Source organism: Enterococcus sp. AZ103, from assembly GCF_051714685.1.
Lineage (GTDB): Bacteria > Bacillota > Bacilli > Lactobacillales > Enterococcaceae > Enterococcus_A > Enterococcus_A alishanensis.
On record NZ_JBIOSI010000001.1, the window covers coordinates 2,689,507 to 2,702,329 of the forward strand.

Below are 12,823 nucleotides of genomic sequence, written 5' to 3' on the forward strand. Positions count from 1 at the left end.
TTTTTCTGATACAATTGATGAAGAGAATTTATTAATTGAGGTGGAAGAATGAATTTAAGACAATTGGAGTATTTTTTAACTTTAGCAGAGACGGAACATATGACAAAAGCTGCCAAAGAACTAAAAACTTCTCAGCCAAATATTAGTCATGCGATGTCTAGCCTGGAGCAAGAGTTAGGTATTGCTTTGTTTGAAAAAGAGGGCAGAAATATTAAGCTTTCCCGTTACGGAAAAATATTTTACAGTTACGTCGCGCCTTCTTTGAAGGAAATTGGTGAGGGACAAAAATTTTTACAGGAAATAGCCAAACCGACAACTACAGAAATAAAGTTTGGCTTCATTTATACCATGGGATCCAAAGTAGCACCAAAAATTGTCAAAGATTTTATTGAAGAACATCCTGAAGGATTGGTTCAATTTGAATTCTTTCAAGGGACGTCGGCCCAAATGATTCAAATGTTAAAAGACGATGTCATTGATGTGGGGATTTGTTCCAAAGTGCAACAATCTTCTGAAATCCAATATTCGATTATCTATCAAGAAAAATTGGTTTTGGTAGTACCAGAAAAACATCCTCTTGCTTTACTGGAACAGACCTATTTAGCAGATATCATGAATTATCCTTTGGTTTATTTTACAAAGTATAGTGGTCTGCGTACTTATTTGGACGAAGTAATGACTGATTTAGATCTTCACCCTAAGATTGCTTGTGAATTAGATGAAGACCACAGTGTTCTTGGATTTGTTGAGAATAACTTTGGGATTGCGATTATACCAGATATTCCTTCGATTAGTTCTTATAAAGTGAAGAAGATTGAAATTGAAGATTCTCTGCCTGACCGTAACATTTTTTTAGCTACAAGAAAAAATAAAATTCCACTTCCAATTGTAAAAGAATTTTGGGATTTTTGCCGTCATCAATTTCGTCTATAAAAATTTTGACAAAAAGCTTGCATTGAAACTCGTTTCATAAATTATACTCAATTTATCAAAAGGAGGAATCATTTATGAACACGATTATGACTATTCAATCAGGTACAGAAATCCAAAATTTTGCAGTTGAAATATTTTTTGAAAAAGATTTCTTGCGTATTTTAAGTTCCCACAGTTTTCGTCGAGAGTTAATGGTAGATGTCCCTCTAAGAGAACTACAGCATTTGTATTTCGATGAATTTATTGGTGGTAAACGCGTCAGCTTTGTTTATCAAAATAAGCATTATTTCTTCTATCAAAACGGCACTGGTGTGATAGAATATTTACAACAACATTTGGTAAGTGAGGCTGTATAATGACAACGATTCGTGACATTGCTAAAATCACAGGTTATTCAGTATCAACAATCTCTCGGGTAATCAATGAATTCCCTTATGTAGATGAAGAAAAACGTCAAAAAGTGCTAGCAATAATGGACGAATTAAATTATGTCCCTAATCGTTTGGCGCAAAATTTAAGCCATGGTGAAACAAAACATGTAGGGGTTGTAATTCCATTTTTAAATGCCTCATACTACAATCAATTGTTAAAAGGCATTATGTCAGAAGCTTTTAAATATACCTATAAAGTCACTTTATTGCCAACAAATCACGACCCACAACTAGAAATGAACTATTTAAAAGAATTTGCACAAAAAAGTTTTGATGGATTGATTATTTCAAGTCGATCCAACCCCACCAAAGTTTTTAAAGAATACTTGAAATATGGCCCAATTGTTTTTTGTGAAGATATAGCAGAATTACCGGTAGCAACTTCTTATATTGATTTAGAGGCGTCACTCTCGGAAACTATGCTGTATTTAAAAGATCTCGGCATGAAAAAAATTGGTCTAACTTTAGGCAGAAGTCACGATATTAGTCGGAATTCTCGTTTAGCAGTAAAACTTGCCCACGAAATCTTTCCAACATTTGATGAAAAAAATATTTTTTGGGATTGTTGCGATGCTGAAGATGGCATTCAAGCTGCTGCTTTTTTTGAAAAACATCCAGTCGAGGCGATCGTTGTTAACGGCGATGATGTAGCTGCCAATATTTTATTGCATCACAAAGGGAAAAAACCAATTGTGGTGGGACGTGAAAATTTATTGGTCAGTGAAGTTTTGCAATTTTCAACTGTGGACCACCATTTAAAAGAATGTGGTGAAACAGCTTTTCGTCTCTTTCATACAGGTAGTATTCAGCAAATTCGTCATCCCCATACCTTTATTAAACGCTAACAGCTGACAAATATTTGTCAGCTGTTAGTGTTTTTTATTTTGAGTTTATGATTAGTTAATTCATATTGTTTTTGAGTAATAGCTAAAGTAGTCTCCCGATGAGAAATTAACAAAACGGTTTTATGTTTTAATTCAGAGGTTAAAGTATTTAAAATGGCTTGCTCATTTAAATAATCCAAGTTACTAGTAGGTTCATCTAAAAGTAAAAATGGTGCATCATGTAGAAATAATCTCGCCAACCCAATCCGTTGTCGCTCACCATCTGAAACAGTTCGTTCGTTTCCGCCAATCACTGTATTATAACCATCTGGCAAAGTCTCAATCCATTCTGACAATGCCGCTTTTTCAGCAGCCAATTTTATTTCAGCATTTGTTGCATTACTTTTTCCAATCGCAATATTAGCCGCTAAAGTATCTTCAAAAATAAAAGTCTGCTGTTCCATGACACCTTCAATTTGATGCAAAGTTGTTTCATCGATCGTTTTTAAGTCATGATGATTCATTTGTAAATAGCCACTTTGAGGATCCCAATAACGCATCAATAATTTGATTAACGTGCTTTTTCCGTTGCCACTCTCACCACCTATTCCGATAATTTCTCCGTGACGAATTGACAAACTTAAATCTTTTAAGACTTCCTTTGTATCATAGGAAAAAGATACATCTGTTAAACCAGCCGTTGCGAAATTTGCCAATGTTTGTTGACTATTTTGAAAAGTAACTGCTGCTGCTTCATTCGTCAGTTGATAAAGCCTTCTTCCACTGGCAAAAGTTGTCAACAGTGCACTGCCTAAACCGCTTAGTGCTAGAACAGGACCAAAAGAACTCAAGCTTAATACCACACTGACTACAACTATTTCGCTATTTAAATGAAGCTGATTGGCTAGTACAAAAATTGCGATAGCCGTTATTAATAAAACTGTTTCGCTAAATATTTTTAAAAAGCTTTCTTGTTTTAAACGACGGTCATATTGTTGATTTAATTTTTCACCTGCCTGATCTAGTTTGGTTAAACGATCAGAGGCAAGCTGATATTGATTGATATCTGTTAGACTAGCAACGTTTTCCATAACATTTTGATTTAATTGGACGAAGGCCGCTTGGTAATCATCACCTAACTGACTACTTTTTCGATAACCAAATATTGGAATGAAAATACCAACGACAATTTGTCCAATCAGCAAAACTACTGCTAATAATAGATTATAACTTGCTAAAAAAATAAAAGTCACTATCGTGTTACCGGTCGCAATCAGCACTGGAGAAATTGTGTGGGCAAAAAACACCTCTAAAGCTTCGACGTCTGAAGTAATCGCTGTGACTAAATCACCACTATTTTTCCCACTTAATTTTCCCGGACCTAATCTTCTAACTGTTGCAAAAATATAATCACGAATATCTGCCAATAAACTAAAAGCAATGTCATGGTTTAAATATTGCTCTAAATAGCGACAAACACCCCTTAAAACACCACAAAAAACCATGATTATTAATGGTCGAAACCCCTGTGACATTTCGCCACCAATTAAGCGCAACAAAGAAATTACGCCGACTATTGGAATCGCAATGACGGCTAAATTGCTAATAATTCCTAAAAAGACAGCTAAAGCAACTTTTTTCTTTTCACTGAACACAAAAGATAATAGCCAGCGAATAATTGTTTTCTCTTTCATCTATTGCCCTCCCGAAAATACTTCGACTTCTTCAGCAAAATAATTATTAAAGTAGCCTGTTTGGGCTTGTAACTCTTCTGGCGTTCCCGCCTCGACGATTCTTCCATTTTCAAACACATAAATTTGATCCGCAGATAGCACATTGTATAAACGATGAGAGATAAAAATAATAATTTTTTCCTGTGCCAGTTGTTTCAAACAATCTAGAATAATTTCTTCACTTGCTAAATCAACACCTGAGGTAATTTCATCAAAAATATAAACATCAGATTTTTTTAATAAAGCTCGCGCTAATAGCAATCGTTGTCTCTGCCCTCCAGATAAATCACTGCCATTTTCATTTAAAATTTCATCTAATTGATGGGGTCTACCTTTTACAAAATCAATTAATTGAACCTCTGATAAAACTCGCCACAATTCTGTTTCACTGGCTGTTTTATTACCCAATAATAAATTATCACGAATACTCATCGGATAAATGTAACCCTTATTATCCACCAAAGTACTTAAATTCGTCAGGCTTTTATGACTTAGCTCTTGCAACTCTAATTGATCCCAAACAATTTGACCCTGATAATCTTGAAAGCGATGAAGCATCAGTTGAACTAAAGTGCTTTTTCCAGAACCAGATTGGCCCACTATCGCTGTGAAATGTCCTTTTTTGAATTCGAGGGAGACATCTTTTAAAGCCAGCGCATAATCCGTATAGCCAAAATCGACATGTTTGAATTGAATTTCACTGACATGATTCATATCTTTTTCACCATAGATCTGTTCTGGTAACGCCAAATAATCAAATAGTTTTTTACAAGCACTGATCCCATTCATTGCTACATGAAATAATGAACCTAACTGACGCATGGGAATAAAAAATTCAGCTCCTAATAAAACGAACATTAAAACACCCATGATTGATATTTGTCCATTTTGATAACTGATTAAAGCTAAACCAATCCCTAATGCCGCACCAGAATAAGAAATAATATCCATTACGGTAATCGAATTTAATTGCATCGACAATAATCGCATGGTAATTTTTCTGAATTGCTCTGCACTGTCTTTTGCATTTTTTTGTCGTGCTTCATCTTGATGATAAGCCTTTAAGGTTGCTAAGCCACTTAGGTTTTCATGAAATTTTGCGCCCAAGTCAGTATAACGGGTCCAATATTTATCTAATATCTTTTTAGCAATTTTCATAACACTCATGATAACAACTGGAATCAGTGGCATGCAGATTAACAAAATAATTGCTGGGAAAACCGCAAATTGCACTAAGGTAGCAAAAATTAACAAAGAAGCCAAGACACAATAAAATAATTGTGGTAAAAAACGCGCATAATAAATTTCTAACTGTTCAATTCCATCAACAGATAGTTGCGCCAAAGTTGCTTGTGGTAATTGCTCTTGACTTTTCCCTAAACGAAAGGCTTTTGTCATTACTTGGTGACGCAGTTTTAAACGTAAATCTGCCGAAGCTCTATATGTTAAGCGCTCTGACCACTTGTTACTCAATGCTTTTAAGATAATGACTGCTATCAAGGTCAAAATTAATGGCAACAAATTGACTGGCTCTCCAGCGAGGTAATTCGCTAGCTTACCAGCAATTTGCCACCACATAATGATAGATAGAGCCAAAGAAAAAAGTCTGACTAAGACTAGCTTAATCAGATTTTTCTTCTCAGTTAATTTAAATAAACGCTGATCAATCAATCTAGTTCACCTATCTTTTCAGACTTAAATTTTCGAGCTTTCTTCCCTCTTAAATACCAAGTTAAGCCAATAACGTGACATATATAGACAACTGCTAATGAGATTCGCATGATAGTATTGTCTACCAACAAGCCAGGAATCAAGAAAATAATAAAGATCATCAAGAACATCCGAATCATACCTTTATTAGTAATCTTCTTTTCAATAATGGGACTTTTCACATATCGCTGATACTTATCAGATTGAACAAATTTTTGATACAATTTATCTGAACTTCTTAACCAAAAAAAGCCAGTTAATAAATAAAAGACTGTTGTCGGTAAAAACGGTAGAAAAATACCCAGCGTTCCTAATGCAAAGGTCATGCTACCTAAGAAAATAAATAATCCTTTCTTCATCTCAACACTCCTACTTTTTTGTTAAGTATAACACACGGAAAAATAATTGAGAATCATTATCAGTATTTTTTTACAAAAAAAGTTTGTTTTTAGCTTTTTTCTACAATTTTTTTCATGCTATTCTTTTTTTAATTCAGATACCTTTATAAAATTGCTTGTTTTAGATCTTAAAAATGCAATAGATTAAATTATTTTTGAAGGACCACTATGATTGTGTTGGTAGAACATTCACAATTGCGTTATACTAATAATAGTTGTTATAGAAAGGGGTTTCAATTATGTCAAATTTGTTTAATTTATCAGGGAAAGTCGCAATTGTAACAGGAGCATCTTCTGGTTTAGGTGCAGATGCTGCCAGAGCTTATGCTGAAAATGGTGCGGATGTCGCTCTTTTTGCAAGACGTGCAGAAAAACTAGAACAAGTGGCTGCTGATATTGAAAAAATGGGCCGCAAAGCGTTAGTTGTACCGACTGATGTAACAAACGAAGAAGCAGTTAAAGCAGGGGTTCAAAAAGTTATTGATACCTTTGGAAAAATTGATATTTTACTGAACAATGCCGGAATTGCTATCGGTGGTGGCGTTGAAGATATCTCTGAAAAAGATTGGGATACTGGGATGAATATCAATGTTAAAGGTCCATTCTTCATGAGTAAATATGTGGTCCCTCATATGCGCAAAGCTAAATACGGTAAAATTGTTAACATCGCTTCGGTGAACGCAATTATTGCTGATAAAATTCCCGTTTTATGGCGCCATAACTATAACGCATCAAAAGATGCAGTTCGTGGCTTAACAATGGGGATGGCCGCTTCTTATGCGCAAGATAATATCACTGTAAACTCAGTAGGTCCTGGTCTTTTCGAAAGTGAAATGACAGAAGGCACCCTATTCAAGAACGATGATTTCTTAAAAGGATACAACTTTAACACACCAGCATCTCGTCCTGGTAAACGAGGAGAACTAAATGGCGCTCTTCTATTCTTCTCATCTGATGCTTCAAGTTATGTAACTGGTCAGTTTATTACTGTTGACGGTGGTGCAACCATCGTTTAGTCAAAAAAGGTAGCCAACTTTTTTAGCTGGCTACCTTTTCTTATATTTTTGCCAGAATTTTACGGACAATATGATCAGTAGTCAGCCCACTATCTGCTAACAATTCTGTCGCTTCAAACCGATCATGAAAAGCTTTTTCCAAGCCATAATTCTGGATGTTTAAATCAGAATCCCCTAAGTAACTGGCGATTGTTTGACCATACCCACCATCTAAAAATCCCATCTTCTAATGTTACAACCACTTGATGATTTTCTTTTAAGGAATCTAACAATTCAGTATCTAAACCAGAAATAAATTTTGGATTAATCAAGGTAGGCTGTAAATCTAGTTTTTCTTTTAAATCAGCAGCTACTTTTTCCGCTAAAGAATAAAAATTCCCCACACCAATCAAAGCAACTTTTGAACCTTTTGCTACCACTTGATTTTTGAATAATTGACCATAATCAGTCACATCCTTTTTGCCAGTCTCAATTAAATCACCCACTGGTACTCGAATCGCTACAGGATGATTGGTTTGTTCAAGTGACCAATCTAACATGGCCAAATATTCTTCTTTATTTGTGGGTGCTAAATAAACCAAATTAGGAATATGACTTAGAAAAGGAATATCAAATATGCCCAAATGACTTTCATCATTCATACTATTAACCGAAGCCCCATAAACTAAAATTGTGCCTGGTAAATCATTTAAAGCTAAATCATGAGAGATTTGATCATAACTTCTTTGCATAAAGGTTGAATAAACTGCCCAAACTGGTTTTGCACCATTTTTTGCCAAACCAGCTGTCATAGTTGCTGCCTGTTCTTCAGCAATACCTACATCAACAAATTGTTTCCCTGCTTGTTGACGCTGTGCTTGATTAAATAAAAGCATTGGCGTACCTGCATTAATCGCGACAATTTTAGGATCCTTCGCCATTTTTTCTAGTAAGAATTCTGCTGTAACACTACTATAAGTGGCGGGATGATTTCCACTACCAAGATATTCTCCTGTCGTCAGACTAAATGGTCCCCCAGCATGAAATTGCTCACGATTTTCTTCTGCAAATTTAAATCCTTTTCCTTTAACCGTATGAATATGCAATAAAACTGGATGATTCACATCTTTCACCGTTTCAAATAAACTGATTAAAGCTGTTAAATCATTTCCATCATTTAAATAGTAATAGTCAAAGCCTAATGCCTTGAAAAAATTATTTTCTACTTGACCGTTGGATTCTCTTAAAGCCTTCAAGTTACCATAAAGACCGCCAAAATTATCAGCAATGGATTGATCATTATCATTAACAATAACAATCGTGTTGGTTCCTTGTTCAACAATATTATTTAAACCTTCATAAGCCAAACCTCCAGAAAGCGACCCATCACCAATCACAGCCACTACATTACTATTTTCATTTTTCAAGTCGCGAGCTTTAGCCACGCCATTAGCTAATGATAAAGAAGTAGAAGTATGACCCACCGTAAATAAATCATGCTCACTTTCTTTTGGATTAGTATAACCAGAAACATCATCATAATGAGCAGCATCAGTAAATGCTTGCATCCGACCTGTCAACATTTTGTGAATATAAGATTGATGAGAAACATCAAAAATAAATTTGTCTCGCGGTGAATCAAAAACATAATGCAAAGCAACTGTCATCTCTACTACCCCTAAATTTGGGCCATTGTGTCCGCCATGACTGCTAATTTTTTCCAATAAAGCTTGACGAGCTTCAGTTGAAACTTGTAGTAATTCTTCAGGTGATAAGTTTTTTAAATCTTGTGGTCCTTCAATTTTTTCTAATAACGTTTTTTGTAATAACATGACAATTCCCCTTTCGTACTTGAACATCCTACAACTTAAAGTGGACTTTAAGTCAAGCACAAAAAGAAAAAAATTTTGAAATAAAATGAAAAAGCCTCAGATCCCTCTGAGACTCAAGCTTATTATGCAAATATTTCTGGTCTTTCTTGCTGAAATTCAGCTAAGATTTCTCTGACTTGCTGGGTGGATTTTGTATTCATCAATTTCACACGTAAATCATTGGCTCCCGGAAATCCTTTGATATATATTTTGAAGAATCGATGTAAACCAACGATTGAACGAGGAACTTTTTCTGCAAACTGATCTTGTAAATCAATTTGTAATTGTAGCAAACCAATCAATTCTTTTGGTGTATGATTTTGTGGTTCTTTTTCAAAAGCATAAGGATTCTTGAAAATCCCACGACCAATCATAATTCCATCAACGCCGTATTTTTCAACTAACTCTATACCCATCTGGCGATCTGAAATATCTCCATTAATAGTAATCAATGTATCGGGAGCAATTTTATCCCGTAAAGCAATAATTTGAGGAATCACTTCCCAATGGGCATCTACTTTGCTCATTTCTTTTCTTGTTCGTAAATGAACCGATAAATTAGCAATATCTTGTTTTAATAAATGACTGATCCAAGCTTCAAGTTCAGCCATTTCATTAAAACCAATACGTGTTTTGACACTCACTGGTAAGCCACCAGCTTTGGCCGACTGAATCAATTCAGCAGCAACATCTGGTCGTAGAATCAGCCCGCTACCTTTTCCTCTTTCAGCAACATTTGACACCGGACAACCCATGTTCAAATCAATACCACTAAAGCCCATTTCCGCAAGACTGATACTCATCTCTTTGAAAAATTCTGGTTTATCACCCCAAATATGTGCTACCATCGGTTGTTCATCTTCCGTAAAAGTTAACCGCCCACGAACGCTTTCGATTCCTTCCGGATGGCAAAAACTATCTGAATTAGTAAACTCAGTAAAAAATACGTCGGGTGCTCCCGCCTCCTTGACTACATGACGAAAAACGACATCAGTCACATCTTCCATTGGTGCTAGTATAAAAAAGGGCTTTGGTAAATCAGCCCAAAAATTATTGCTCATTATCTATTCTTCCTCCTATTACGCTTACAAAACATTCATATTGTACTAAGAATTACAGAAAGAAGCAAAACTTGAGTTTGAAATTTTTCACTATTATTAATCAGCTAAATAGCCTTCGATATTCAGGATGACTTTTTTTGCTAACCGTTCTTTTGCCAAGGAAGTCATGCCCGCATTTCGATTACTCACGAATACGTTGTCTAATTCTGTAATTGTTTCACCTACCGATGCTGCTGTATCACCCAATACAAAATTTCCTGGTTGCGCAAGCCACTGCTTAACTGCTCTCATATTATGACTAGGTGTCAAGGAGACGTTAAATAATATTTTCCCATTTTCCAACAATTGAAATTCTTGCTCTTTAAGCAACACTGTATTTTTACTTAAGCTGGTGATTAAAATATCCACTGTCGGTAATAATTGGTGTAATTCCAAATAGTTTATATCATATTTTTCTTCTAAATCAGCTTTTCTAGTGCGACTATAATAGTAAACTTCAGAATTAAAAAAACGAAAAGTTTCTGCTAAAAGTGAGCCCAATGTCCCCATACCTAGTATGCCAACTTTTAATCCTGTTAGCTCTATCGCATCATTCTTCCACATCGCCGGACCATTACCTTGTAATAATCTAACCAGTTCACTAATCACATATTCTTTCACACCTTCATCGCCATAATCACGAACACCTGTGACTGTGATTCCCATTTTTTCAGCAGTTAAAATATCGACATTCGCATTTTCTGGTGCATAAAGACTGCAACACATGCCAATATATCTAATTTGCGGACAAGCTTCCAAGACTTCCTGATTTATTTCACTAGAAAAACTTAGCATTACACAATCAGCATCGCCAATTCGTCGGATAATCTCTTGCGAATCCTGCGGAATGTCCGAATAAAAAATACTTTCTGTCGCATATACTTTTAATTTTTCATTCCACTCAGGTAACAGTTTGGTTGGTTCAATCGCCACCATTTTTTTGAATTGTTTCATCATTCTGTACTCCTTATTTGAATTGTTTTCATTAGTATTCATTATAGCGATTTCATTTATCAATTGCTAATTTAGAAAAAAGAAAAAGCCTCAGATTTCTCTGAGACTTGACGTACATTTGTAAAACAAATATTAACGACGGATTTCTTTGATACGAGCTGCTTTTCCGTGAAGAGCACGCAAGTAATAAAGTTTCGCACGACGAACTTTACCATAACGAACAACTTCGATTTGTGCAACACGTGGAGTGTGAACTGGGAATGTCCGTTCAACGCCAACACCGTTAGACATTTTACGTACAGTATAAGTTTCGCTGATACCAGCGCCACGACGTTTGATAACTACGCCTTCAAATAACTGAATACGTTCACGGGTACCTTCCACAACTTTCGCGTGAACACGAACAGTGTCACCAGGGCGAAATGCAGGGATATCAGTACGTAATTGTTCTTGAGTTAATTCTTGAATCAATGGATTCATCTTTATCATTCTCCTTATTTCCAAACATTCTTAAGGAAAAACCTCAGCGGAATATCGTAATAGATGAGCTTACACTCACTCGAGTATCTTAACACAAATAAAAGAGCACTGTAAAGAGAATTTTCTTGTCAGAATCATTTTTCTTCAATTTTAATTTCTTTCAGCATTTTTTCCATTTCAGGTGTTAAGTCAAAATTCTCTAGCATATCTGGTCGACGTAAATAAGTCCGTCGCAAAGATTCTTTTAACTGCCATGCTTCAATTAGCTTATGATTTCCGTTGGTTAAGACTTCAGGAACTTTCATTCCTTGAAAATCAGCTGGACGCGTAAATTGAGGGTGCTCCAACAACCCAGTAGAATGAGAATCTGTTTGAGCAGAATTTTTATTACCTAAAACTTCAGGCAATAAACGAACCGTCGCATCAATCATCACCATCGCTCCTAGTTCGCCACCAGTTAAAACATAATCTCCCAATGACACTTCATCAGTAACTAAACTGCGAATTCGTTCATCATAGCCTTCATAATGACCGCAAATAAAAACTAACTGCTCTTCTTGAGAAAATTCTTCTGCCATTTTTTGGTCAAATTGTTTGCCGGCAGGATCTAACAAGATCACTCGCCGATTTTTATTGGCAGTTTCTTCTTCAATTGCTTTTAAATTATCATAGATCGGTTGAACTTTTAAGAGCATGCCAGCTCCGCCACCGTAAGGATAGTCATCGACTTGCTGGTGTTTATTATCAGAATACTCCCGAAAATTATGCAGTTTAATTTCTAATAATTCTTTTTCCACGGCTTTACCAATAATTGATTCTCCCATTGGACCTTCAAACATCCGAGGAAACAAGGTTAGCACATCAATCCGCATTATCTAACAACCCTTCAGGAATTTCTACATCTACCCGTTCATTTTCTAGATCTATTTTTTTTACGACTGATTCAATATAAGGAATTAAAGCATCTTTTTTTCCCTTGCGTTTGACTACCCAGACATCATTTGCTCCAGGAGACAGAATTTCAGTAATTTCTCCCAATTCTTGATTTTGTTCATCAAAAACTTTTAAACCAATAATTTCATGGTAATAAAATTCATTTTCCTCTAAATCAGTTAATTGATTTTCAGATATTTTTAAGACGCCATCTCGTAACGCTTCTGCCAAATTAATATTGTAAATCCCTTCAAAACTTAACAAATCAAAGTTTTTATGCTTTCGATGGTTCGTCACCGTTAATTTCGTTGGTTTTTTATCGTCTTCTCTAAAAAGATAAAGGGTTTCTCCAACTTGATACCGTTCATCTGGAAAGTCAGTCTGTGAAATTACTCGAACTTCACCTTGAACGCCATGGGTATTGACGATTTTACCGACAGTGTAATAATTTATCAAAATTT

The 12,823-nt window shown here is 35.4% G+C and carries 12 protein-coding genes and 1 pseudogene; 4 read left to right on the forward strand and 9 right to left on the reverse strand.

Features of this window, described 5'->3' with window-relative positions:
- The first annotated feature begins 48 nt into the window (after nucleotides 1–48).
- From ID741_RS13385 to ID741_RS13395, 3 genes are all read left to right on the forward strand, one after another.
- On the forward strand, nucleotides 49–933 hold the full coding sequence (locus ID741_RS13385; RefSeq protein WP_438720297.1) for a LysR family transcriptional regulator: 885 nt from the start codon (nucleotides 49–51) through the stop codon (nucleotides 931–933).
- 74 nt (nucleotides 934–1,007) lie between these two features.
- A complete protein-coding gene (locus tag ID741_RS13390) occupies nucleotides 1,008–1,289 on the forward strand; it encodes a hypothetical protein (RefSeq protein ID WP_438720298.1) in 282 nt (93 codons plus the stop codon).
- A complete protein-coding gene (locus ID741_RS13395) occupies nucleotides 1,289–2,209 on the forward strand; it encodes a LacI family DNA-binding transcriptional regulator (protein WP_438720299.1) in 921 nt (306 codons plus the stop codon). Before ID741_RS13390 ends, ID741_RS13395 begins: the two co-directional genes overlap by 1 nt.
- Nucleotides 2,210–2,226: 17 nt before the next feature.
- On the opposite strand, the gene ID741_RS13400 is transcribed toward ID741_RS13395, so the two are convergent.
- Genes ID741_RS13400 through ID741_RS13410 form a run of 3 tightly spaced genes read right to left on the reverse strand, consistent with a single transcriptional unit; the run spans nucleotide 2,227 to nucleotide 5,990 of the window.
- A complete protein-coding gene (locus tag ID741_RS13400) occupies nucleotides 2,227–3,882 on the reverse strand; it encodes an amino acid ABC transporter ATP-binding/permease protein (RefSeq protein WP_438720300.1) in 1,656 nt (551 codons plus the stop codon).
- Nucleotides 3,883–5,592 (reverse strand): ABC transporter ATP-binding protein/permease, encoded by a 1,710-nt coding sequence (locus ID741_RS13405; RefSeq protein WP_438720301.1) that lies wholly within the window; start codon nucleotides 5,590–5,592, stop codon nucleotides 3,883–3,885.
- Nucleotides 5,589–5,990, reverse strand: coding sequence for a YbaN family protein (locus tag ID741_RS13410; RefSeq protein ID WP_218324695.1), 402 nt, complete (start codon nucleotides 5,988–5,990; stop codon nucleotides 5,589–5,591). The genes ID741_RS13405 and ID741_RS13410 overlap by 4 nt, the downstream gene beginning before the upstream one ends.
- A gap of 278 nt (nucleotides 5,991–6,268) precedes the next feature.
- Here ID741_RS13410 and ID741_RS13415 point away from each other — a divergent pair, with 278 nt between their 5' ends.
- A complete protein-coding gene (locus ID741_RS13415; protein WP_246601356.1) occupies nucleotides 6,269–7,045 on the forward strand; it encodes an SDR family NAD(P)-dependent oxidoreductase in 777 nt (258 codons plus the stop codon).
- Between the two features lie 40 nt (nucleotides 7,046–7,085).
- Here the strand turns inward: ID741_RS13415 and ID741_RS13420 are convergent.
- From ID741_RS13420 to rimM, 6 genes and pseudogenes are all read right to left on the reverse strand, one after another.
- Nucleotides 7,086–8,856: pseudogene (locus ID741_RS13420) on the reverse strand (1-deoxy-D-xylulose-5-phosphate synthase).
- Nucleotides 8,857–8,978: 122 nt separating this feature from the next.
- On the reverse strand, nucleotides 8,979–9,956 hold the full coding sequence (locus tag ID741_RS13425) for a tRNA dihydrouridine synthase (protein ID WP_438720302.1): 978 nt from the start codon (nucleotides 9,954–9,956) through the stop codon (nucleotides 8,979–8,981).
- Between the two features lie 96 nt (nucleotides 9,957–10,052).
- Nucleotides 10,053–10,949 (reverse strand): NAD(P)-dependent oxidoreductase, encoded by an 897-nt coding sequence (locus ID741_RS13430; RefSeq protein WP_438720303.1) that lies wholly within the window; start codon nucleotides 10,947–10,949, stop codon nucleotides 10,053–10,055.
- Nucleotides 10,950–11,081: 132 nt separating this feature from the next.
- Nucleotides 11,082–11,429: a 50S ribosomal protein L19 gene (gene rplS, locus ID741_RS13435; protein ID WP_218324655.1), complete on the reverse strand. Its 348-nt coding sequence runs from the start codon at nucleotides 11,427–11,429 to the stop codon at nucleotides 11,082–11,084.
- A 134-nt stretch (nucleotides 11,430–11,563) separates the two neighbouring features.
- Nucleotides 11,564–12,301, reverse strand: a complete 738-nt coding sequence (gene trmD, locus ID741_RS13440; RefSeq protein ID WP_438720304.1) for a tRNA (guanosine(37)-N1)-methyltransferase TrmD — start codon at nucleotides 12,299–12,301, stop codon at nucleotides 11,564–11,566.
- On the reverse strand, nucleotides 12,291–12,818 hold the full coding sequence (gene rimM, locus ID741_RS13445; RefSeq protein WP_438720305.1) for a ribosome maturation factor RimM: 528 nt from the start codon (nucleotides 12,816–12,818) through the stop codon (nucleotides 12,291–12,293). The genes trmD and rimM overlap by 11 nt, the downstream gene beginning before the upstream one ends.
- Nucleotides 12,819–12,823 lie beyond the last annotated feature (5 nt).